Annotated in this window: 21 protein-coding genes; 12 read left to right on the top strand and 9 right to left on the bottom strand. The window is 71.4% G+C overall.

Annotation, left to right across the window (positions count from 1 at the left end; genetic code table 11):
* Positions 1–186 precede the first annotated feature (186 nt).
* The 5 genes from A4R44_RS25140 (at position 187) to A4R44_RS25120 (ending at position 6,739) form a co-directional block, all read left to right on the top strand.
* Entirely contained in the window at positions 187–2,952 is a 2,766-nt protein-coding gene (locus A4R44_RS25140; RefSeq protein WP_067585559.1) for an RNA helicase, read from the top strand.
* A gap of 127 nt (positions 2,953–3,079) precedes the next feature.
* Complete coding sequence (locus tag A4R44_RS25135) at positions 3,080–3,790, top strand: DUF4333 domain-containing protein (RefSeq protein WP_067585556.1); 711 nt, start codon at positions 3,080–3,082, stop codon at positions 3,788–3,790.
* Between the two features lie 51 nt (positions 3,791–3,841).
* Positions 3,842–5,041 (top strand): GNAT family N-acetyltransferase, encoded by a 1,200-nt coding sequence (locus tag A4R44_RS25130; protein ID WP_067585553.1) that lies wholly within the window; start codon positions 3,842–3,844, stop codon positions 5,039–5,041.
* Between the two features lie 37 nt (positions 5,042–5,078).
* Complete coding sequence (locus A4R44_RS25125; RefSeq protein ID WP_067585550.1) at positions 5,079–5,465, top strand: DUF4333 domain-containing protein; 387 nt, start codon at positions 5,079–5,081, stop codon at positions 5,463–5,465.
* A gap of 56 nt (positions 5,466–5,521) precedes the next feature.
* Positions 5,522–6,739: a GNAT family N-acetyltransferase gene (locus A4R44_RS25120; RefSeq protein WP_067585548.1), complete on the top strand. Its 1,218-nt coding sequence runs from the start codon at positions 5,522–5,524 to the stop codon at positions 6,737–6,739.
* A 40-nt stretch (positions 6,740–6,779) separates the two neighbouring features.
* On the opposite strand, the gene A4R44_RS25115 is transcribed toward A4R44_RS25120, so the two are convergent.
* Entirely contained in the window at positions 6,780–7,724 is a 945-nt protein-coding gene (locus A4R44_RS25115; RefSeq protein ID WP_067585545.1) for a 5'-3' exonuclease, read from the bottom strand.
* A gap of 31 nt (positions 7,725–7,755) precedes the next feature.
* The gene (locus A4R44_RS25110; protein WP_067585541.1) at positions 7,756–9,837 is read right to left on the bottom strand and encodes an MMPL family transporter; all 2,082 of its coding nucleotides are present in this window, start codon (positions 9,835–9,837) and stop codon (positions 7,756–7,758) included.
* Positions 9,838–9,912: 75 nt separating this feature from the next.
* Between A4R44_RS25110 and A4R44_RS25105 the strand changes: the two genes are divergently transcribed.
* The 5 genes from A4R44_RS25105 (at position 9,913) to A4R44_RS25085 (ending at position 12,541) form a co-directional block, all read left to right on the top strand.
* Positions 9,913–10,323, top strand: a complete 411-nt coding sequence (locus A4R44_RS25105) for a MarR family winged helix-turn-helix transcriptional regulator (protein ID WP_067585538.1) — start codon at positions 9,913–9,915, stop codon at positions 10,321–10,323.
* Positions 10,324–10,407: 84 nt separating this feature from the next.
* Positions 10,408–11,550 (top strand): Xaa-Pro peptidase family protein, encoded by a 1,143-nt coding sequence (locus A4R44_RS25100; protein ID WP_067585535.1) that lies wholly within the window; start codon positions 10,408–10,410, stop codon positions 11,548–11,550.
* Entirely contained in the window at positions 11,547–11,999 is a 453-nt protein-coding gene (locus A4R44_RS25095; RefSeq protein ID WP_009078207.1) for an Lrp/AsnC family transcriptional regulator, read from the top strand. The genes A4R44_RS25100 and A4R44_RS25095 overlap by 4 nt, the downstream gene beginning before the upstream one ends.
* Positions 12,000–12,018: 19 nt before the next feature.
* The gene (locus A4R44_RS25090) at positions 12,019–12,255 is read left to right on the top strand and encodes a hypothetical protein (protein WP_037806448.1); all 237 of its coding nucleotides are present in this window, start codon (positions 12,019–12,021) and stop codon (positions 12,253–12,255) included.
* Positions 12,242–12,541, top strand: a complete 300-nt coding sequence (locus tag A4R44_RS25085) for a hypothetical protein (protein WP_067585532.1) — start codon at positions 12,242–12,244, stop codon at positions 12,539–12,541. Before A4R44_RS25090 ends, A4R44_RS25085 begins: the two co-directional genes overlap by 14 nt.
* Positions 12,542–12,937: 396 nt before the next feature.
* Here the strand turns inward: A4R44_RS25085 and A4R44_RS25080 are convergent, their stop codons facing one another.
* Both A4R44_RS25080 and A4R44_RS25075 read right to left on the bottom strand, forming a co-directional pair.
* Complete coding sequence (locus A4R44_RS25080) at positions 12,938–14,014, bottom strand: GDSL-type esterase/lipase family protein (RefSeq protein ID WP_067585529.1); 1,077 nt, start codon at positions 14,012–14,014, stop codon at positions 12,938–12,940.
* Positions 13,966–15,549 carry an amidase gene (locus A4R44_RS25075; RefSeq protein ID WP_095213594.1) on the bottom strand — a complete coding sequence of 528 codons (1,584 nt, stop codon included), beginning with the start codon at positions 15,547–15,549 and terminating at the stop codon, positions 13,966–13,968. Before A4R44_RS25075 ends, A4R44_RS25080 begins: the two co-directional genes overlap by 49 nt.
* Before the next feature lie 115 nt (positions 15,550–15,664).
* Here A4R44_RS25075 and A4R44_RS25070 point away from each other — a divergent pair, with 115 nt between their 5' ends.
* Positions 15,665–16,267 carry a TetR/AcrR family transcriptional regulator gene (locus tag A4R44_RS25070; protein WP_067585526.1) on the top strand — a complete coding sequence of 201 codons (603 nt, stop codon included), beginning with the start codon at positions 15,665–15,667 and terminating at the stop codon, positions 16,265–16,267.
* On the opposite strand, the gene A4R44_RS25065 is transcribed toward A4R44_RS25070, so the two are convergent.
* The 5 genes from A4R44_RS25065 to A4R44_RS25045 are packed head-to-tail and all read right to left on the bottom strand — an operon-like array spanning position 16,245 to position 20,237.
* Positions 16,245–17,453, bottom strand: coding sequence for an RNA polymerase sigma factor (locus tag A4R44_RS25065; RefSeq protein WP_067585523.1), 1,209 nt, complete (start codon positions 17,451–17,453; stop codon positions 16,245–16,247). The two genes, A4R44_RS25070 and A4R44_RS25065, sit on opposite strands and share 23 nt — an antisense overlap.
* Positions 17,450–17,788, bottom strand: a complete 339-nt coding sequence (locus A4R44_RS25060) for a YciI family protein (RefSeq protein ID WP_067585520.1) — start codon at positions 17,786–17,788, stop codon at positions 17,450–17,452. Before A4R44_RS25060 ends, A4R44_RS25065 begins: the two co-directional genes overlap by 4 nt.
* Positions 17,789–17,803: 15 nt before the next feature.
* On the bottom strand, positions 17,804–18,514 hold the full coding sequence (locus A4R44_RS25055) for an SDR family oxidoreductase (RefSeq protein WP_067585517.1): 711 nt from the start codon (positions 18,512–18,514) through the stop codon (positions 17,804–17,806).
* Entirely contained in the window at positions 18,511–19,365 is an 855-nt protein-coding gene (locus A4R44_RS25050) for an oxidoreductase (protein WP_067585514.1), read from the bottom strand. The genes A4R44_RS25055 and A4R44_RS25050 overlap by 4 nt, the downstream gene beginning before the upstream one ends.
* A gap of 41 nt (positions 19,366–19,406) precedes the next feature.
* Complete coding sequence (locus A4R44_RS25045) at positions 19,407–20,237, bottom strand: helix-turn-helix transcriptional regulator (RefSeq protein WP_067585511.1); 831 nt, start codon at positions 20,235–20,237, stop codon at positions 19,407–19,409.
* Between the two features lie 218 nt (positions 20,238–20,455).
* Here A4R44_RS25045 and A4R44_RS25040 point away from each other — a divergent pair, with 218 nt between their 5' ends.
* Positions 20,456–21,346 carry a glycoside hydrolase family 16 protein gene (locus A4R44_RS25040; RefSeq protein WP_067585508.1) on the top strand — a complete coding sequence of 297 codons (891 nt, stop codon included), beginning with the start codon at positions 20,456–20,458 and terminating at the stop codon, positions 21,344–21,346.
* The last annotated feature ends 146 nt before the right edge of the window (positions 21,347–21,492 follow it).

The raw sequence follows: 21,492 nt of genomic DNA, 5'->3' as shown, positions 1-21,492 counted from the left end.
CCACGGTTAGTACCGGAATCGCCACTCACGACCTGCCCGCGCGCGGCCCATGCGACGGTGGCCCGGCCACGGCGGCGCTGCGGTGGTGCCGTGAGTGGCGGCGCCGGTTCTCACCGGGATCGCCACTCACGAGGGCCTTGCCCACACCGCGTGCGGAATGTCGGGGGCGTGTGGAACCCTGACGGGGTGGCCACTAGCCCTTCACCATCGCCGGCCGAGGCCTACGCTGCCTCCCGTCGCCGCGCCAAGCACCCCCAGCTGACCCGGTTTTCCGCCGAATCGGCCTTCGAATTCGACGATTTCCAGATCCGCGGCTGCGAAGCGCTCGAAGAGGGCCACGGCGTCCTGGTCTGCGCCCCCACCGGGGCGGGCAAGACCGTGGTCGGCGAGTTCGCCGTCCACCTCGCCCTCGCCGAGGGCCGCAAATGCTTCTACACCACGCCGATCAAGGCGCTGTCGAACCAGAAGTACGCCGACCTCGTCGAACGCTACGGCAACGACGCCGTCGGCCTGCTCACCGGCGACACCTCGATCAACGGCAACGCCCAGGTGGTCGTCATGACCACCGAGGTGCTGCGCAACATGCTCTACGCGGGCAGCTCCGCCATCCCCGAACTCGGCTACGTCGTCATGGACGAGGTCCACTACCTCGCCGACCGCTTCCGCGGCGCGGTCTGGGAGGAAGTGATCCTCCACCTGCCCGGCCACGTCCGCGTCGTCGGCCTGTCCGCCACGGTCAGCAACGCCGAGGAATTCGGCGAATGGCTCGTCGAGGTCCGCGGCGACACCACCGTCGTCGTCGACGAGCACCGCCCGGTCCCGCTGTGGCAGCACATGCTGGTCGGCAACCAGCTGCTCGACCTGTTCGCCGGCCAGAACGAGGCCGACCCGGGGGAGCAGCTGCGGATCAACCCCACGCTGCTGCGCAAAACCGACGACATGGGCCGGTTCGCCCCTAACTTCCGCGGCCCGCGCGGCGGCCGCCGGGGAGGCCCGCCACGCGGCCCGAGGTTCCGGCCGCCCTCGCGCGTCGACGTGGTCGAACGGCTCGACCACGCCGGGCTGCTGCCCGCGATCGTGTTCATCTTCTCCCGCGCCGGCTGCGACGCCGCGGTCGCCCAGTGCGTCCGCTCCGGCCTGCGGCTCAACGGCCCCGACCAGGTCGAGGAGATCCGCCGGATCGTCGACGAGCGCACCGCCGAGCTGCCCGAGGGCGACCTCGGCGTCCTCGGCTACTGGGAATGGCGCGAGGCGCTCGAACGCGGCTTCGCGGGCCACCACGCGGGGCTGCTGCCCGCGTTCAAGGAAACCGTCGAGGAACTGTTCGTCCGCGGCCTGGTCAAGGTCGTGTTCGCGACCGAAACCCTGGCGCTGGGCATCAACATGCCCGCCCGCACCGTCGTGCTCGAACGGCTCGTGAAATACAACGGCGAGGCGCACGTCGACCTCACCCCGGGCGAGTACACCCAGCTGACCGGCCGCGCCGGCCGCCGGGGCATCGACATCGAAGGCCACGCCGTCGTCGCCTGGCAGCCCGGGGTCGACCCGAAGGCCGTCGCCGGGCTCGCGTCCACCCGCACGTACCCGCTGCGCTCCTCGTTCCGCCCCGGCTACAACATGGCGGTCAACCTCGTCGCCCAGGTCGGCGCGGACGCTGCCCGCGACCTGCTGGAACAGTCGTTCGCGCAGTTCCAGGCCGACCGGTCGGTCGTCGGCACCGCACGGCGGATCGAACGCAACAAGGAAGCCCTCAAGGGCTACACCGCCGCGATCTCCGGCGACTTCGAGCAGATGCTGGAGTACGTCGAGCTCCGCGCGCAGATCTCCGCCCGCGAGAAGATCCTGTCGCGGCAGAACACCTCCTCCCGCCGCGCCGAGACCGCCCAGTCGCTGGAGAAACTGCGCAAGGGCGACGTCATCCCGGTCCCGGCGGGCCGCCGCGCCGGGCTCGCCGTGGTCGTCGACCCCGGCCTCGACCCGATCCGCGAACCGCGGCCGGTCGTCGTCACCGAGGACCGCTGGTCTGGGCCGCTGTCGGTCGCCGACTTCCCGGCCCCGGTCGAAGCGCTCGGCCGGATCAAGCTGCCCAAGCACCTCGAACTGCGCTCGCCCAAGACCCGCCGCGACATCGCCTCGTCGCTGCGCAACGCCGGCATCGCCCTGCCCGGCCGCCAGCGCCGCCGCACCGCGGCCGCCGACGACGCCGAACTCGCCTCGCTGCGCCGCGCCCTGCGCGCCCACCCGTGCCACGGCCTCGCCGAACGCGAGGCCAACCTCCGCTGGGTCGAGCGCTACCAGCGCCTCTCCGCCGAAACCGAACAGCTCGAACGCAAGGTCGCGGCCACCACGCACTCGCTGGCCCGCGCGTTCGACCGGATCCTGCGGCTGCTCGGCGAACGCGGCTACGTCCGCCCCGGCGACGGCGAGGACCGCGTCACCGAACACGGCCGCCGCCTCACCCGCCTCTACAGCGAATCCGACCTGCTCGCCGCCGAATGCATCCGGCACGGCGTCTGGAACGGCCTCGGCCCGGCCGAACTCGCGGCCGTCGTGTCCACGCTCGTGTTCGAGGCCCGCCGCGACACGGCGGGCGAACCCCGCCTGCCCGGCGGCGCGGTACCCGGCGCGTGGCAGGAAACCAGCAGGCTGTGGGTCGAGCTGACCGAGGACGAACGCCGCCACCGCCTCGACCGCACCCGCGAACCCGACGCCGGATTCGCGTGGCCGGTCTACCGCTGGGCGCGCGGCGAATCACTGGAGAAAGTCCTCACCGCGGCCGAGACCAACGGACAGGAGCTGTCCGCGGGCGACTTCGTCCGCTGGTGCCGCCAGGTCATCGACCTGCTCGACCAGGTCCGCGACGTCCTCGGCAAACAGGACCCGGTCGGTTCGGCCGCCGCGCAGGCGGTCCGGGCGCTGCGCCGCGGCGTCGTGGCCGCGGGCGCGGCGTGACCGCGAGGGCACACGTTAGTAGCGACTGCGCGCGGACACGTGTGCCAGGTCCAGACCTGTGGTTGGATCGCGCACGACACCCGCGGCCCGGCCGGCGGATGCGGACACACGAAGGCGGAGGCTAACGATGAGCACGCCGTATGGCGGCAACGACCCGCGGCAGCAGCCCCAGTACGGGCAACAGCCCTACGGCCAGGACCCCAACTACGGGCAGCAGCCAGGCGGCGCGTACCCGCAGAGCGGGCCGCAGCAGCAGCCGTACCCGCCCCAGCAGTACGGCCAGCAGCCCTACGGTCAGGACCCGCAGTACGGCCAGCAGCCCGGCGGCTACCCGCAACAGCAGCAACCGCCGCAGCAGCCGCAGTGGGGCCAGCAGCCGCCGCAGTACGGGCAGCAACCGCCCTCCTACGGCCAGCAACAGCCCTACGGCGAGCCGCAGCAGCAGTACGGCGGCCAGCAGCCCGGGCAGTACGACTACGGCCAGCCCGGCGGGGCAGCCCCGGAATCCTCGGGCGGGTCGAAGAAGGGCCTGTTCATCGGGATCGGCGCGCTTGTCGTCGTGGTGGCCGTCGTGGCGATCCTCGGCTTCGTCGCGCCCGGCTTCTTCAAGACCCAGGTCTTCAACAACAACCAGATGCAGACCGACGTCGCGAAGCTGCTCACCGGCACCTACAAGATCCAGGGCGTCAGCGGGGTCACCTGCCCGGCCGAGCAGAAGGTGGAGGACGGCGCGAAATTCGAGTGCACCGCCACCATCAACGGCAAACCGCAGCAGGTCCCGATCACGGTCAAGGGCTCCGACGGCAACTACGAGGTCTCGCCGCCCGCGGCGAAGTGACGCCGGGCAAATCGGTGGCGGTCGCGTGGCCGCCCCGGCGATGATCGGGGCATGAGCGACCACACCGTCCGGACCCTCCGCCCCGACGAGCACCGCGCGGCCTGGGACCTGTTCCGGGCCGCGCTGCACGTCCAGCCCGGCACCGACGAGGAATGGGAACCGGCCGCCCGGGCGCACCAGGACGGCCGCGTCCTGGGCGTGTTCGGCCCGGAGCTGATCGGCACCACCCGATCGTTCGACTCGGAAATGGTCGTGCCCGGCGGAGCGCGGCTTCCGCTGGCCGCGGTCACCGGCGTCGGCGTGCGCGCCGGACGCACCCGCCGCGGCGTGCTCAGCGCGCTGCAGGCCGCGCAGCTGGCGGACTTCGCCGAACGAGGTGTCGCGCTCGCGCTGCTGCACGCGTCCGAAGGCGCCATCTACGGCCGCTACGGCTACGGAATCGCGACCCTCGCGAACCGGGTCGTGGTGGACAAGCACCGGGCACAGCTGCGCCCGGACGTGCCGGACGGGGGAGAGGTCACCGTCCTCGGCATCGACGAGGCCGCCCCGAAATGGCCGGAACTGTACGCCGCGACCGCGATGGGCCGCGTCGCCGCGATGACCCGGTCGGAGATCTACTGGCCGGGTTACGAGGCCCAGCTGCGCCGCCGCGCGAAACTGGTCCAGACCGCCGTGCACCGGGGCCCGGACGGCGTCGACGGCTACCTGACCTACTACGTCGAGGAAGACTCCCACGAGCACGGGAAGCTGCAGGTGATGGCGTTCCACTACGCCAACCCGGCCGCGTTCGCCGGACTGTGGCGGTTCCTGCTCTCGGTCGACCTGGTCGACGAGATCGTCCTCCCGCTGCGCCCGCTCGACGAACCGCACGCGCTGCTGTTCGCCGACCCCCGGACGGCGAAAACCGAAAGCACCGACGACGAGAGCTGGCTCCGGCTGGTCGACGTGCCTGCCGCGCTCGCCGCCCGCGCCTACGGCCCGGCCGAACCGGTCGTCATCGAAGTGTCCGACCGGTCGCTGCCCGCCAACGACGGCCGCTACCTCGTCGGCCCCGGCGGCGCCTCCCGCACGGACGCGGAACCCGCGCTGCGGCTCACGGCGGACACCCTCGCGATGCTCTACTTCGGAACCTGGCGTGCGTCCGCGCTCGCGGACACCGGCCGGATCGAGGTGCTCGACGCGGCCGCGCCCGAAGCCGCCGACGTGCTCTTCGGCACGCGCGAATCGGTGTGGTGCGGTACGTTCTTCTGACCGTTGACCAGACGTTTCGCGCAGAGGAGCGGGTTTGATGCGCGCCGTGCGGGTGCTGCTGTTGTGCGGCTGGGGAATGCTCGCCGCCGCGGGCTGCGACAGCGGGACGCCGCCGCCCCCCGTCCACACCGTCACCGTCACGCCGAACAGCCCCACGCAGCCGGGCGTCGCGTCGTCGTCGGCGCCCAGCTCTTCCTCGGCGATGCGCGTGTTCGACTCCCGGGCGATGGCCTCGGCCGTCACCCGGCTCCTCACCACCGACTACAAAGTGGCGAACGTCGGCACGGTGTCCTGCCCGGACCGGCAGCCCGTCGCCGACGGCTCGCGCTTCCAGTGCACTGTGGACGTCGCGGGCACGACGAAACACGTCCCCATCACGGTGACCGGCGCGGACGGCAACTACCGCGTCGACCCGCCCCAGTAGATCCGCCGGGCTAAATCCGATAGCCGCGCATCGGCGGAAGTTGGTTCAATCGGGGCATGAGCGACTACGTGGTACGCCCGATCACCGACTCCGAAAGCCGCGCGACTTTCGACCTTCTGGTGCGGTCCCTGCACGGAAACCCGCCCTCGGACGAGCGCTGGGCACGGGTCGCGGATTCCTGGAAGGCGGACGGCCGGACCGGAGCGTTCCACGACAGCGAACCCATCGGCATCGCCAGCTCGTTCGCCGCCACGCTCACCGTCCCCGGCGGCGCCGCGGTGCCGATGGCGGCGGTCGACGGCGTCGGCGTCCGCGCCGACTGGACCCGCCGCGGCGTGCTCACCGCGATGATGGACCGGCAGCTGCACGACTTCGTGCGGCGCGGCCACGTCGTCGCCGCACTGCACGCCAGCGAAGCGCTGATCTACGGCCGCTTCGGCTACGGCGTCGCGACCCGCATGGCCACCATGCAGGTCAAGCAACCGGCTCCGCTGCGCGAAACGGTCGTCGCCCCCGGCCGGGTCCGGCTGCTTTCCACCGACGAGGCGATCGCGACGATTCCCTCGCTGTACCAACGGATCGACACCGGACGCCCCGGCCGGATCGCGCGTCCGGAACTCTGGTGGCCGATCGCGTTCACCTGGCACCTCCGCCCAGACGGCGGCAACCACCGCGTCGCTGTCCACAGTGGACCGGACGGCGACGACGGCTTCGCGGTCTTCCACGTCGTGCCGCAGAACACCTACCTCGACCCGGAACGCGGCGCCGCGCTCGAAGTCCACGAACTGCACGCGGCGACGCCGGAAGCGCTGGCCGGGCTGTGGCGGTTCCTGCTGTCGGTCGACCTGATCGAGGTCGTGCACGCGCGCGGCCGTCCGGTGGACGATCCGGTCGGGCTGCTGCTCGTCGACCCGCGCCGGGCGCAGACCGTCGGCGTCGACGACGAGCTGTGGCTGCGGCTGATCGATGTCGAAGCGGCTCTCGCCGCCCGCGCGTACGGCTCCGCGGAACCCGTTGTGCTGGAAGTGAACGACCGGATGCTGCCGGACAACCAGGGCCGGTACCGGGTCGGCGGCAGCGGGGTCGAGCGCACCGAGGCCGACGCCGATCTCCAGCTCGACGTCGACACTCTGGCGATGCTGTACCTCGGCGCCTGGGAAGCCGGTCCGCTCGCGCTGTCCGGCCGGATCACCGGTGCGAGCGGGGAAACGCTGGCGCGAGTGGACGCGCTGTTCCGGACCGGGACGCCACCCTGGACCGGCACGCACTTCTGATCCACCGGGAGGGTTCCGGCACGGGAACCCTCCCCGACGGTCAAGCTCCGGGCAGCGCCGCCAGCAGCCGCTCCACCGAACGGCCCAGATTCCACCGCTCGGCCAGCTCCGCCACCCGGTCCGGATCGGCGGGCGCGGTCGGCACCGCGTCCGGCCCGGACTGCACGACCGGCGCGTCCACCGCGACCCGCACCACGGCGGGTGCGACGGCCAGATAATCCGCGGCGTCGGAGAGGCGAAGCCGGGTCTTCAACGGCACCCGCGAATCCCCGGCCGAGGCCGCGGCGACGAGTTCCTCCAGCGAACCGAACTGCGTGATCAGCTTCGCCGCGGTCTTCTCGCCGATCCCCGCCACGCCCGGCAGCCCGTCCGACGGGTCGCCGCGCAACGCGGCCATGTCCGCGTACGCGGGCCCGGCGTGCTCGGCCGGAACGCCGTACTTCTCGGCGATTTCGCGCTGCCCCAGCACTTCCGCCTTCGCCCAGCCCTTCCCGACGTACACGACCGACGTCGGCGTCGGCTCCTCGCGCACCAGCTGGAACAGGTCGCGGTCGCCGGTGATCACCTCGACCGGCGCGTCCTTCTCCCGCGTCGCGAGCGCGCCGATGACGTCGTCCGCCTCGTACCCCTCGGCCTCCGCGACGGCGAACCCGAACGCCTCCAGCACTTCCAGGATGACCGGCACCTGCGGGGTCAGCGTGTCGGGCACCTCTTCGACGTCCGCCCCGCCGTCTCCGGGCTCCGCGACCCGGTGCGCCTTGTAGCTCGGCAGCAGATCGGTGCGGAACTTCGGCCGCCAGTCCGCGTCGAGACAGGCGACCAGCCGAGACGGGCGGCGGTCGGTCAGGATGCGCGCGATCGTGTCGGTGAACCCGCGCACGGCGTTGACCGGCGTCCCGTCGGGCGCGGTCATCGAATCGGGCAGCGCGTAGAACGAGCGGAAGTAGAGGCTCGCGGAATCGAGGAGGGCGAGTGGTCCGGTCACCCGGACAGCCTGCCACGCCGGGCCCGTCCGCTCATCCGACGCGCCGGTCCAGCCGGGACGGCCACCAGATCCGCCGGCCGAGATCCACGGTCAGCGCGGGCACCAGCAGCGACCTGACCAGCAGCGTGTCCACCAGCACGCCGAACGCGACGATGAACGCGATCTGGGCGAGGAACAGGATCGGGATCACCGCCAGCGCGGAGAACGTCGCCGCCAGCACCACCCCGGCCGAGGTGATCACGCCGCCGGTCACCGCGAGCCCGTGCAGCGTGCCGTCCCGGGTGCCGCGTCGTTTCGTCTCCTCGCGCACCCGGGTCATCAGGAAGATGTTGTAGTCGATTCCGAGCGCCACGAGGAACACGAACCCGAACAACGGCACCACCGGATCCGCGCCGGGGAAGTGCAGCAGGTGGTTGAACACCAGCGCCGAGACCCCCATCGTGGCGGCGAACGACAGCACCACCGTCGCGATCAGCAGCAGCGGAGCCAGCAACGCGCGCAGCAGCAGGGCCAGCACGGCGAAGATCACCACCAGCACGATCGGGATGATCACCGCCCGGTCCCGTTGCGAGGTCCGCTGCGTGTCGAGCTGGATCGCGGTCTGCCCGCCGACCTTCGCCTCCGCGGACGGCACCGCGTGCACCGCGTCGCGCATCTTGCCGACGGTCGCGACCGCGTCCTCGGAATCGGCAGGCGCGGAAAGAACCGCGAGCAATTGGACCCGTCCGGCGACTTCGAGCGGACGCCGGTCGGGCCCGGCGAGCGGGAAGACCGTCGCGACGCCCGGCACGCGCGCGGCTTCGGCCACCTCGCCGGCGGCTCCGGCGTTGGCGACGATCACCGCGGGCGAGCCCGACCCGGCGGCGAAATGCCTGCCCAGCACTTCCTGGCCGGTCACCGAATCCACGGTGGCGAGGAACACGTCTGACTGCGCGGTGCCGGACGCCTTGAGCTGCGGGAGGAACACCGCCCCGGCGACGAGCACCAGCGCCGACAGCACCCAGACCGCGCGCGGGCGGGCGCCGACCATGCGGGAGACCCGGCCCCAGAGCCCGGACGTCTCCGGATGCGGCGAACCGTGCCGCGGCCGGAACGGCCAGAACGCGCCCCGTCCGCACAGCACGAGCATCGCGGGCAGGAAGGTGGTCGAGGCGAGCAGCGCGGCGCCGATCCCGATCGCGGCGACCGGGCCGAGCCCCTTGTTCGAATTGAGATCGCTGAACAGCAGGCACAGGACGCCGAGGACGACCGTGCCCGCCGAAGCCGCCACCGGTTCCAGCGTCGCCCGCCAGGCCAGCCGCATCGCCTCGAACCGGCTCGGGGTGTCGCGCAGCTGCTCCCGGAAGCGGGCGACCAGCAGGAGCGCGTAGTCGGTCGCGGCGCCGAACACGAGAATCGAGAGGATGCCCTGGCTCTGCCCGTTGAGCGCGAGGACGTCGTTTTTCGCCAGCAGGTACACCACAAGGCTCGCCAGGGCCAGCGCGAACACCGCCGACACCAGGACGAGCAACGGCAGCAGCGGGCTGCGGTAGACCACGAGCAGGATCAGCGCGACGACCGCGCCCGCGACGATCAGCAGCACCCCGTCGATCCCGCCGAAAGCGGTCACCAGGTCCGCGATCTGCCCGCCCGGCCCGGTGACCAGCACGGTCAGCCCGTCCGGGCCGCTGCCGAGCTTCGCCCGGACCTCCTTGACGACCTCCGCCGGATTCCCGCCCGCGTCGACCGGCACCGAGAGCTGCGCCGCCTTGCCGTCCTCGGAGAACGTCGCGGGCTTCACCGGACCGGCGACCCCGGCCACCGCGGCGGTGCGGGCGGGCAGCGCGCCGAGGTACGCGCGGTCGGCGGCGCTCAGCCCGGACTCGCGCTCGGCGACGACGACCGCGGGCAGCGTCGGACGCGGAGCGAACGCCTTCTGCTCGTCCTGCACCTGCGTCGCCTCGGCCGAGCGCGGCAGGAACGCGGCGTTGTCGTTTTTCGAGACGGTGCTCAGTTTTCCGGCGAACGGCCCGCCGGCTCCGCCGACGGCGAGCCAGACGACGACGAGCAGCGCCGGCAGCATCCAGCGGATCCGGCGGCGGCTCGACGCGGGCGGAAAACCGGGCTCGGCCATGGCGGATACAGTCCTTCAGGCGGACGACGGGGCAAAACGTTCAGTACGCTGAACATATCGCCCGGAAGAGGCCCGATGGACCCAGGGAAGACTGCGCCGGACACCGGCGAGCTGGCGTCCTGGCCGACCGGGCGGCTGCTCGCCGTCGCGGCACGGCTGGTCGAACAGCGGTGGACCGCGGTGCTCGCGGAGCTGGGACTGACCCACACGGGGCTGATCGTGCTCCACCTGCTCGGCGAAGGCCCGCTCGCGCAGCGCGCGCTCGCCCGCCGCTGCGAGGTGACCGACCAGACGATGAGCCGCACCCTCGAACGGCTTTCCCGGGAAGAGTTCGTCGCCCGCGCGCCTGACCCCGCCGGCTCGTCGCGGTCACCGCGGCCGGGCGCGAAGTGCACGCGCGCGCGATCCACGCCGAGCGGCACGGCATCGGCGCGTTCGGCGCCGCGGTCGCCGACGAACAGTTCCGCGAACAGCTGGTGCAGTTGATCTCCGGCCTGCGAGAAGACCGTCCCGCCGCATCCTCGGCCGGTCGGGACTGACGCGGCGGCGCCGGGTACTAGGCTCGGCGTCATGTCGAGCCGATCCCTCCACACGCCCGCTCCCGACGCCGCCGCGCTCCGCGCCCGTCTCGACCGCGCCGCGAAAGCGGCGGCCGCCGCGAACACCGACGCGCTGCTCGTCGCGCCCGGATCCGACCTGCGGTACCTGCTCGGCCAAGCGGGCGGTTCGTTCGAGCGGTTGACCACTCTCGTCATTCCCGCCGACGGCACCCCCGCGCTCGTGGTGCCGAAGCTCGAAGCCCCCGGCTACGCCGACGTGCCCACCGACGCCCTCGGCGTCGAGGTGCTCACCTGGGTCGACGGCGACGACCCCTACCGGCTCGTCGCCGACCGGCTCGGCAAGCCCGGCCGGATCGCGGTCAGCGACTTCACCCCGGCGCTGCACGTGCTGTCCCTGCGCGCCGCGTTCGGCGACGCCGAGCAGGCCCTCGCCGGGCCGATCGTGCGCGAACTGCGGATGCGCAAGGACGCCGCCGAGATCGAAGCCCTCCGCAAGGCGGGCGCGGCGATCGACCGCGTGCACGCGCGGATGGGCGAATGGCTGCGCGCCGGCCGCACCGAGGCCGAGGTCGGCGCGGACATCACCGCCGCCATCGTCGAAGAGGGCCACACGCACGCCGACTTCGTCATCGTCGGCTCCGGCCCCAACGGCGCCAGCCCGCACCACGACGTGTCCGAGCGCGTCATCGAACGCGGCGACGTCGTCGTGATCGACATCGGCGGCCCGGTGCCCGAGGGCTACAACTCCGACTCCACCCGCACTTACTCGATCGGCGAACCCCGCGACGCCGACGTCGCCGAGACCTACGCCGTGCTGCAGCGCGCGCAGCAGGCCGCCGTCGACGCGGTCCGCCCCGGCGCCAGCGCCGAGAGCATCGACAAGGCCGCGCGCGACGTCATCGACGCCGCCGGATTCGGCGAGTACTTCATCCACCGCACAGGCCACGGCATCGGCCTCGACGTGCACGAGGAGCCCTACATCATCAACGGCAACGCGCTGCCGCTTGAGGAGGGCATGGCCTTCAGCGTCGAGCCCGGCATTTACCAGCCGGGCCGCTGGGGCGCCCGGATCGAGGACATCGTGCTCGTCACCGGCTCGGGCGTCGAGCTGGTGAACACGCGGCCGCACGAACTGGTCGTGCTGGACGCATGAGCGGGCCGCTGGAACCGCTCGACCAGGCGATCGTGCAGGAGCTCGCCGCCGACGGGCGGCGCAGCTTCACCGATCTCGCCGAACGGGTCGGGCTGTCGGTCTCGGCGGTGCACCAGCGGGTGCGTCGTCTCGAACAGCGCGGCGTCATCCTGGGCTACACCGCCCGGCTCGACGGCGAGCAGATCGGCCTTCCGCTCACCGCGCTGATCTCGCTCACCCCGAACGACCCGGCCGCGCCCGACGACTACCCGCAGCGGATCCAGCACATCACCGAGATCGAGTCCTGCTACTCGGTGGCCGGCGACGAGTCCTACATCCTGCTGGTGCGCGTCGCTTCGCCGCTCGGCCTCGAAGACCTGCTCCGGCGGATCCGCGAGGCCGCGAAGGTGTCCACCCGGACCACCGTCGTACTGTCCACCCCGTTCGAGGGCAGGTCGCCGACGCTGTGAGAGTGGTACGGTAAAAGGTATGGCAACACGTAAGGTGACACTCTCGCTCGACACCGGTGCGCTCGAGTACGCCGAGCGGGCCGCGAAAGCGCACGGAATCTCGGTCTCGTCCTGGCTGTCGAAGGCGGCCCGGCGCGAGGCGGTTCGGACTGGGTACACCCCGCAGCGGGCTCCGGTCGCGCCTGCCGCTTCGTCGGCTGAAGCGGACGAAGCGGAGCGGGCGGCTGCGGAGAAGGAGATGCGTGCGCAGGGGTGAGGTTTGGACTTACCACCCGCCTACTGATCCTGCCCGGCAGCGGACTGTCGTGCTCCTGTCTTCGGACGGGGTGAACGAGTCCGAGCGGCCTTGGCTGCTGGGGACCGAGCTGCTGGATCGGGACCCGCAGGACATTCTCGGGGTGGCGGTGGATGCCCGGTATTGGGTGTCCACGTTGAATCTCACGCGGTTGTACCGGCCTTGGCTGGCTGAGCGGATCGCGGAGGTGGACGGGGATGTGCAGGAGCAGATCGATGTGGCTTTGAGGGCTGCGTTGGATTTGTGAGTTCCTGCTGGGGGCGGCTCGTCGCCTGGGGGCGACATTGCGCCCGGGGTGGGTGGGGCACCCCGAAGGGNTGCTTGTCAAGGCGGGAAAGATGCCTTGACAAGCACCCCCGCGCCGTGTTTTTGGCTTCGTATCGGGGGCGGGGGGAGTGTGGCTGCCTGGGTGGGCGGGTGCGTTGGCTGCGGTGGGGAGTGGGTGCGCGCGGGTGGGGTGCGTGGTCGCGGTGAGTTGTACGGGTCTGGGTTGGGGTGGGGTTAGCGCGCCGATGGGGCATGGGGGCGCATCCCAGGCGGCGGGCGGGGTGGTCTGTGAAGGTCCCCTCACGCCCGGTGGCGGGGTCGTGAGGGGAACCCTGAGGGATGAGGGCGGCCCTCACGCAACGCTGGGGTGGGGTTGTTAGCTCGCTGGTTCGGGGATGGCGTGGAGTTTTCCGTCTGGGCCTGCCAGGCAGGAGGCGTTTCCTCGTTGCGTCGTCAGGAAGTCCGTGAGGCAGTCGGCGATGGCGGCGTGTCCGGCGGCGTTGGGGTGGAAGGATTCCTGCAGTGCGTGCGTCGCCCGGTCGACCTGGGTCAGGTCGTTCAGGTGCAGGGTGAGGCGGGTGAACCATTCTGTCGCCGGGTTCGGGCCGCCGGAGCAGGCTTCGTGGTTTTCGCCTGCTCGGGCCAGGTCAAGGAAACGGGCGCCGGACTGGGCGGCTGCTTGTTTGATTCCCGCGGAGAGGGTGCTGATTCCCGTGGTCGAAATCCACTGCAGGTCGTCGGTGCGGAAGGGGCAGCCGTTGAGGCTTTGCAGATCCGCTGGGATGTCCGGGCCGACTGGGGTGGCGTAGGACTGGAGCACCAGTTGGTAATCGGCGGGGACGTATCCGGCTTCGGCCAGTACCTTTTTCACGTCGCCTACTGCGTTCGCCACCTTGGGGACCATGGCGTCCACTTTGGACTTCCAGGTCTCCTTCAGCGCGACGTTGCAGGACGGGCCGTCGGCGGAGAACCAGGCCTTGAAGCATTCGCTGACCTGCGCGGAGAACTTCGGGTCGTCGTTCGCGCCCACGGCGATCACCACCGCCGCTACCCGGTGGTTCTTCACCACGTCGGCCAGTTGCGCGGCTTGGGAGCGTTCGCCCCACTGTTTGGCGTCGCCGAGGGCGACCTGGGCGGCGGGGGCTCCGGAGCAGGCCAGGTTGACTCGGGCGGCGACGCCGGGGATGCGGACCTTCTGCACGAACGCCGCCGACGAGCGGTGGCACCAGTCGCCGTTCCTGCCGTCGGTGTCGGGGCTGTAGGCGCCGGCTCCTTCGCCGGAGACGGTGCTGTCGCCGATCGACACGATGGTCAGCGGGCCGCGGCCGGGCGGGCCCTGCCGCGGGAAAGGCTGGCCTGTCCTGCTCTCGGTGCCGAAAAAGACGAAGAAGCCCACGAGCACAGCTACGCAGGCGAGGACCAGCGCCCCCCACCACCACCGGAATCGTCGCATCGCTCGCCCAGTCTAGCGAGAACCCGGGCGTCGTCGTCAGGGTCGGTGAGGGGTGGGACGCGGGTCACCGGCAGCTGGGAATCCACTGTGGACTCCGGGGGTTGGCCGGCTGCCCAGACCGGGGGCTTGCGGTGGGTCCACGGGGCAGCCTGTTCCAGCTGCCCGGCCAGGCGGAACAGCAGGTCTTCGCGGCCGAAGGCGGCGGTGAACTGCATGCCGATCGGGAGTCCTTCGTCCTCGGCCAGCGGGACGGACATCGACGGAGCCCCGGAAACGTTCGCCGCCGCGGTGTAGGGGGAGCGGTCCAGGATGCGCTCCAGCCAGCCGAGGCCGTCCAGGTGGTCCGCGCCTTCGCCGTAGACGCCGAGCGGGACCGGCGGCTCCGGCAGGGTGGGGGAGAGCAGCAGGTCGTGGCGGGCGAAGTGCTGGGCGAAAGTTCGGGACACCTGGTTGCGGATCGCCAGGGCGCGGACGAGTTCGTCGGCGGTGACCTGGTGGCCGTAGCGGTAGCTGGCGAGAGTGACTGGTTCCAGGGTGGTCTCATCGACCGGGCGGCCGGTCGCGGCGGCGATGCCGTCGATCCACGGGGCGAGGTTGGCGGTCCACATTCGTGCGTTGCCGAGGACGAATTCCTCCCAGGAGACGCCTAGGGCCAGCGGGGTCTCTTCGATTGCGTGGCCAAGGGATTCCAGCAGTCCCACGACCTCGGACAGGGCGGCGGAGACTGCCTCGGCCGGCCGGCGGCCGCCCCATGGCTGGCGCAGGACTGCGATGCGCAGGCGGCCTGGGGCGAGTCGGGCTTCTTCGGCGTACGGGCGAGCGGGACGGGCGGCGAAGTAGGGATCGCCGGGTTCGGGGCCTTCGATCAGGTCCAGCAGGACGGCGCTGTCGCGGACGGTTCGGCTGAGGCTGCCTTGCACGGCCAGGCCGCTGAAGACCTCGTCGGCGCCGGGGCCGTGCGAAACCCGGCCGCGGGTGGGCTTCAGGCCGAACAATCCGTTGCTGGAGGCGGGGACGCGGATGGAACCCGCGGCGTCGGTGGCGTGGGCGAGCGGGACGATCCCGGCGGCGACCGCCGCGCCGGAGCCGCCGCTGGAGCCGCCTGCGCTTCGGGCGGGAGACCACGGATTGCGGGTCGCGCCGTAGAACTCCGGTTCGGTGGTGGTGCTGTAGGCCATTTCCGGTGTGGTGGTGCGGCCGATGGTCACCAGGCCTGCCTGACGGAAGCGGCGCATCAGGAACGAGTCTTCGGGCGACACGATGCCGGCGGCCAAGCGGCTGCCCAGTTCGCTGCGTTTGCCCGCCATGGTGACGCCGAGGTCCTTGATCAGGAACGGCACGCCCGCCAGCGGAGCGGAGCCGGGAGCGGGAGTGTCTTCGGGCGGCCAGGTTTCCGCTACTGCGTTGATGTGCGGGTTCGCTGCTTCGACCGCTCGTGCGGCCGCGTCGGCGACCTCGGCCGCGGTCACCTCGCCGCGGGCGATCAGGTTCGCCAGGCCGACCGCGTCGCAGCTCGTGTATTCGGAGATTTTCACCAGCACGTCCTTCAAGATACTTATCCGTATTGCATGATACCGAGTGGTATCACGGGGGACGGTTGTGTACCGTAGCTCGTGCCGAACCGCATTGCCAACCCCCTGGGAAGAACCGATGACGAGCACCTCCGCCCGGCGGCCGACGCGGGTCGCGACCTTGCCGCCTCGCGAGCGCATCCTCGACGCGGCCGAGGAGCTGTTCCTCAACGAGGGCGTCGTGCGGGTCGGGGTCCAGGCGATCGCGGACCGCGCCGGGACCACGAAGATGGCGATCTACCGGCACTTCGGCACGAAGGACGCGCTGATCGCGGAATGGCTGCGGATCGTGGTGCACGACTACTCGGCCGCGTTCGACGCGGCCGAACGGGCGCATCCGGGCGATTGCGCGGAGCAGATCCGCGCGGTGGGACGGTTCATCGTCGACGGGCTCCCGGACTTTTCCCACCGGGGCTGCCCGTTCACGAACTCGGTCGCCGAGCTGCCCGATCCGGACCATCCCGCGCGGCGGTTGATCAGCGAGTACAAGACTCGTCAGTTCGGCAGGCTCCGGGCGATGTGCGAGGGGCTCGGGCTGCCCGACCCGGAGCTCGGCGCGGCGGAGCTGACGTTCGCGATGGAGGGGGCGCAGATCGCGGTGCAGAACGGCGGTGTCGAGAACGTCGGCGCGCATCTGACGAGGATCGTCGAAGGCGTGATCAGCCGAGGGAAGCCGGACTGAGGGCAGCGCGTTTTCGTTGCAGTAAAAGGCGTTCTGCCTCGTTGGCGACCAGGCGGAGAGCTTCGTCGTAAGCCTCGACGGCTTCGGCGGTCCGGCCAAGGCGGGCCAGCAGGTCGGCTCGGACGGCGTGGAAGAGGTGCCGGTTGCCGAGGCCCAGGCCGTCCACAATGGTCAGTGCGGCGGCCGGGCCGTCGACCTCGGCGACCGCGACGGCGCGGTTCAGGGCCACGATCGGGGTCGGCGCGACGGCCAGCAGCCGGTCGTGGAGGGCGAGGATCTGGACCCAGTCGGTGCCGTCGCTGTGCACGGCGTTGATCGCGGCTTGGAGCTGGTACGGGCCTGGGCGGTCGAGTCGCAGGCAGCGGCGGACGAGGTCTTGGCCTTCGGCGATCAGCGGCCGGTCCCAGCGAGCGCGGTCCTGGTCAGGCAGCAGCACCGGGACCCCGTCGGCGTCGAGCCGGGCCGCGCGCCGTGATTCGGTGAGCAGCTGCAGTGCGAGCAGGCCCAGTGTTTCGGGTTCGCCGGGCAGCAGCGCGGCCAGGATCCGGGTCAGGCGGATCGCTTCGGACGCCAGGTCCGGCCGGGTGAGGTCGGCGCCGCTGCTGGCGGTGTGGCCTTCGGTGAAGATCAGATAGAGCACCGCGAGGACGGCGTTGAGCCGGTCTGGGAGGTCGGCCGCGTCAGGCACGCGGTAGGGAATCCGGGCGTCGCGGATCTTGGCTTTGGCGCGCACTAGCCGTTGTGCCAGCGTCGATTCCGGTATCAGGAACGCGTGCGCGATCTCGGCGGTGGTGAGGCCGCCCAGCAGGCGCAGGGTGAGGGCGACTCGGGCGGCGGTGCCGAGGGCCGGGTGGCAGCAGGTGAAGATCAGCCGCAACCGGTCGTCGGGCACTGCGCCTTCGTCGGACGGTTCGCTCGCGTGCAGGAGCGCGGCCTGCGCGTGGCGGTCGGCGCGGGTGGATTCGCGGCGGAGGCGGTCGACGCCGCGGTTGCGGGCAGTGGTGACGAGCCAGCCGGCGGGACTCGGCGGGAGGCCTTCCGCGCGCCATTTCACGGTGGCGATCGCGCAGGCCTCCTGGACCGCGTCCTCGGCGAGATCGAGGTCGCCGAAGACTCGGGCCAGCACGGCGACCGCGCGGCCGTGCTCGGCGCGGAAGATCCGCCCGAGCCCGGCCGTCGAGGTCAATGGAACTGCCGGAGTTCCACCGGCAGCGTGGTGATCTCCGAGATCCGCCGCGCCCACTCGGTCGCGGCCTCCGCGCCGGGCGCGGTCACGACGGTGAAGCCGCCCAGGTGTTCCTTGCCCTCGGCGAACGGGCCGTCGGTGCACAGGACGCCGTCGCCGGAGGCCCGGACCACCTTCGCCGCGGCCGCCGGGTGCAGTCCGCCCGAGAAGACCCAGACGCCTTTCGCCTTCATCTCCTCGGTCACCGCTTCGAGGCGCGCCGCGATGTCCGCCAGCACCTCCGGATCCGGGGTTCCGCCGTCGGGCTGGCAGATCCCGAGCAGGTACTGCGGCACGGCCTCCTCCTTGGCTCAGCGTTGCCGGGCCGGCCGCACGATCATCTCGCTGACGTCCACGTCGGCCGGCTGGTCGAGAGCGTAGGCGATGGCGTCGCCGATCGCTCGCGGTTCGAGGGCGTCCTTGCGGTAGATCCGCATGAACTCCCGCGTTTCCGGATCGCTGATCGTGTCCGCCAGCTCCGAGGTCACGACGCCGGGGGAGACCGTGGTGACGCGGATCGAGGGGTCGCATTCCAGCCGCAGGCCCTCGGTGATCGCCCACGCCGCGTATTTCGTGCCGCAGTACACCGCGGCGGTCGGCGTGACCTGGTAGGCGCCGATCGACGCGATGGTGACGAAGTGGCCTCGGCGCTGGCGGGTGAAGTGCGGCAATGCCGCGGCGATGCTGTGCAGCAGGCCCCGGACGTTGACGTCGATCATCCGGTCCCATTCCTCGACCAGCCCGGCGTCCAGCCGGGACAACGGCATCACCCCGGCGTTCGCGACGAACGCGTCGATCTCGCCGTGGTCGCGCACCGCGCGGTCGACGAACTCGGCGACGCCGGCCCGGTCGGTCACGTCGAGGCGGTGGACTTCGATGCCGTCGGCGCTGGCGGCGAGTTCGGCGAGCCGGTCTTCGCGGCGCGCTCCGGCGATCACGCGCCAGCCGTCCGCGGCGAGCCTGCGGGCGGTGGCCTCGCCGATTCCGCTGCTGGCACCGGTGATCAGGGCGGTCTTGCTCATTGAGACTCCTTCGGGAAGTCGGCGGACAGGGTGACCTCGCGCCAGTCGCCGAACGTCGTGCGGAGGGTGTCGAGGCGGGCGGTGGCGAGGTCGTAGGCCGCTTGGCCGAGAAGCAGGCGCAGCGGCGGTTCGGCGGAGGAGACGGCGTCGATGACCGCGGTCGCGGCGCGGGCCGGGTCGCCGGGCTGCTTGCCGTAGGTGGCGAGCGTCGAGGTGCGGCGTGCGCCCGCGGTCTCGGCGTAGTCGTCGATGCGGATGGCGGATTCCCGCATGGACGGGCCTGACCAGTTGGTGCGGAACGCGGCCGGTTCGACGATCGTGACGCCGATGCCGAGCGGCCCCACCTCGGCGGCGAGCGATTCGCTGAAGCCTTCGACGGCGAACTTGGTCGCGTGGTAATAGCCGGTCGCGCCGAAGGCGGCCAGCCCGCCGAGCGACGAGACCGAGACGACGTGGCCGCTGCGCCGCGCCCGCATTCCCGGCAGGACAGCGCGGGTCAGCGCCATCAAGCCGAATACGTTGGCCTCGAACAACGCGCGGATCTCGGCGTCTTCGCCCTCCTCGGCGGCGGCGAGGTAGCCGTAGCCTGCGTTGTTGACGAGGACGTCGATCTGGCCGAAGACGCGGTGTGCCTCGGCGACCGCTTCGGTGATCTGCTGCTGGTGGGTCACGTCGAGCGCGACCGCCAGCGCGCGTCCGGGGTGCGCGGAGACGAGGTCCGCGACTCGTTCGGGATCGCGGGCTGTCACGACCGCGCGGAGGCCGCGTTCGAGAACTGCGGCCGCGAGTGCGCGGCCGAGGCCGGTGGAACACCCGGTGATGAACCAGACGGGTGCATTGTTTTCAGACATGGATCTGCCCTCGGAGGAATTCGTGAATTGCGGAAAATGCGTCAGCGGTGCGGGCGGTCGCCGGCGGCGAGACTGCCGAGCAGCCCCAGCGCGGCCTCCGACGGACTGCCCGGATCCGCTTGGTACACCACGAGTTGCTGGCCGGAAGCACTGTTCACGGTCATCGATTCGTAGTGCAGGGCGAGCATTCCGACCAGCGGATGCCGGAACCGTTTCGATTCGCGCGTTTTCTGCCGGAGATCGTGGCGCGCCCACAACCGGCGGAAATCGGCGCTCTTGAGCGACAGTTCGCCGACCGCCTCGATCAAGAGAGGATCGTCCAGATCGGTGCCCGCCGCCGACCGCAGCCCGCCGACGGTGTTGACCGCGACCCGTTCCCAATCCGGGTAGAAGTCCCGGGCGCCGGGGTCGAGGAACACCAGCCGCAGCAGGTCGCCGCTGTGCTCGTGCCCGGCGAACAGCGCCTCGCCGAGCAGATTCGACGCGAGCACGCTCATGCACCGGCCGAGCACGACCGCCGGCGTCTGCGGCCACGCGTCCATCAGCTGCACCAGCCGCGGGCTGACGCGTTCCTTCGCGGGACGTCGCCTCGGCCGCTTCGGCCGGGCCAGCGAGTGCAGGTGCGCGAGCGCCTCGTCGTCGAGTCGCAGCGCCCGGCCGAGCGCCTCGACGACTTGCGCGGACGGCGTGCGCTCCCGGCCCTGCTCAAGCCGCACGTAGTAGTCGGTGCTCACCCCGGCCCGCTGCGCGACCTCCTCCCGGCGCAAGCCGCTGACCCGGCGCCGGGTGTCGGCGAGCACGTCCGCGTCCGCCGGAACGGTGGTGCCGCGCCGGGCCCGCAGGAACTCGCCGAGGAGGTTGCTGTCGCTCACGGTCCCAGGCTAGATCGGGGATGGCGGCCGCGGGGGACGCAAAGGGGGTGTGGTTCTCCCACCCTCTGCGGTACCCCGCGACGCAGTGGTTCAAACCTTTCCGGGCGCGCTCTGCCCGCGCGCACCGCCGCCGCGGAACCGGCAGGCAGACTGTTTTGACTGGTCAGCGGCACCGGCCGACCCTGCTGAGACCACCCCCTCCACCGGAAGGCGAACCCATGCGCCGAACCCCGCTGATCCTGGCCGCCGTGGCCGCCGTGTCGATGGCCGCCGCGCCCGCGCAGGCAGCCGAAACCTGGACCACGGTGTTCGAGGACACCTTCGACGGCCCCGCGGGCACCGGTCTCGACCCGCAGAACTGGCTCTACGACAAGGGAACCGGATACCCCGGCGGCGCGGCGAACTGGGGCACCGGCGAAATCGAGACCTCGACCGACTCGACGGACAACGTCTACCACGACGGAGCCGGGCACCTGGTGATCAAGCCGCTGCGCGACGCGAACGGCGCGTGGACGTCCGGCCGGATCGAAACCCAGCGCACCGACTTCGGCGCGCCTGCGGGCGGGCAGATGGAAATGAGCGCGACGATCCAGCAGCCCGACCCCGCGCACGGCCTCGGCTACTGGCCCGCGTTCTGGGCGATGGGCGCGGACGCGCGGCCGGTCGGCGCGACGAACTGGCCGAGCATCGGCGAGCTGGACATCATGGAGAACGTGAACGCGCTGGACCAGCACTCCAGCACATTCCACTGTGGACAGTGGGCGGGCGAGTGCCACGACCCGGACGGGATCAGCAGCGAGCTGCAGGACTGCGCAGGCTGCAAGTCCGGGTACCACACGTACGCGGTGGTGGTGGACCGCCGGGACGCGGCGGCGGAGGAACTGCGGTTTTCCTTGGACGGCAAGGAGACTTTCGCGGTGAAGCAGAACCAGGTGTCCGATGCCACCTGGAAGGCGGCGGTGGACCACGGGTTCTTCGCGATCTTCGACGTGGCGATCGGCGGGTCGTATCCGAACAAGGTGTGCGGGTGCACCAGCCCGGGAGCGGACATCACGCCGGGGGCGGGGATGAGCATCGACGCGTTTTCGGTGAAGGTCAGCGAAAGCTGAGTTTCGGCCACCGGTCCGGCAACGCCGGAAACCTCAAGCGGACGTGCGGAAATGCGTGCCCGGCCGGGCACGCGGCCGCCCCGCTGCCTCTCCGGACTACCAGAGTTGCCCTCCTGGCCAGGCTCCCGCGTGCCGCGTGCCGTCCC

This window comes from Amycolatopsis sp. M39 (genome assembly GCF_001651785.1).
Taxonomy (GTDB): Bacteria; Actinomycetota; Actinomycetes; order Mycobacteriales; family Pseudonocardiaceae; genus Amycolatopsis; species Amycolatopsis rubida.
This window is presented reverse-complemented; position numbering and strand designations above follow the sequence as displayed.

Excerpts from the sequence above, each read along its gene's own strand:
- A4R44_RS25135 (WP_067585556.1), top strand. The coding sequence starts at position 3,080 with ATGAGCACGCCGTATGGCGGCAACGACCCGCGGCAGCAGCCCCAGTAC.
- A4R44_RS25130 (WP_067585553.1), top strand. The coding sequence starts at position 3,842 with ATGAGCGACCACACCGTCCGGACCCTCCGCCCCGACGAGCACCGCGCG.
- A4R44_RS25125 (WP_067585550.1), top strand. The coding sequence starts at position 5,079 with ATGCGCGCCGTGCGGGTGCTGCTGTTGTGCGGCTGGGGAATGCTCGCC.
- A4R44_RS25120 (WP_067585548.1), top strand. The coding sequence starts at position 5,522 with ATGAGCGACTACGTGGTACGCCCGATCACCGACTCCGAAAGCCGCGCG.
- A4R44_RS25110 (WP_067585541.1), bottom strand. The coding sequence starts at position 9,837 with ATGGCCGAGCCCGGTTTTCCGCCCGCGTCGAGCCGCCGCCGGATCCGC.
- A4R44_RS25105 (WP_067585538.1), top strand. The coding sequence starts at position 9,913 with ATGGACCCAGGGAAGACTGCGCCGGACACCGGCGAGCTGGCGTCCTGG.
- A4R44_RS25100 (WP_067585535.1), top strand. The coding sequence starts at position 10,408 with ATGTCGAGCCGATCCCTCCACACGCCCGCTCCCGACGCCGCCGCGCTC.
- A4R44_RS25095 (WP_009078207.1), top strand. The coding sequence starts at position 11,547 with ATGAGCGGGCCGCTGGAACCGCTCGACCAGGCGATCGTGCAGGAGCTC.
- A4R44_RS25090 (WP_037806448.1), top strand. The coding sequence starts at position 12,019 with ATGGCAACACGTAAGGTGACACTCTCGCTCGACACCGGTGCGCTCGAG.
- A4R44_RS25080 (WP_067585529.1), bottom strand. The coding sequence starts at position 14,014 with ATGCGACGATTCCGGTGGTGGTGGGGGGCGCTGGTCCTCGCCTGCGTA.
- A4R44_RS25070 (WP_067585526.1), top strand. The coding sequence starts at position 15,665 with ATGACGAGCACCTCCGCCCGGCGGCCGACGCGGGTCGCGACCTTGCCG.
- A4R44_RS25055 (WP_067585517.1), bottom strand. The coding sequence starts at position 18,514 with ATGAGCAAGACCGCCCTGATCACCGGTGCCAGCAGCGGAATCGGCGAG.
- A4R44_RS25050 (WP_067585514.1), bottom strand. The coding sequence starts at position 19,365 with ATGTCTGAAAACAATGCACCCGTCTGGTTCATCACCGGGTGTTCCACC.
- A4R44_RS25040 (WP_067585508.1), top strand. The coding sequence starts at position 20,456 with ATGCGCCGAACCCCGCTGATCCTGGCCGCCGTGGCCGCCGTGTCGATG.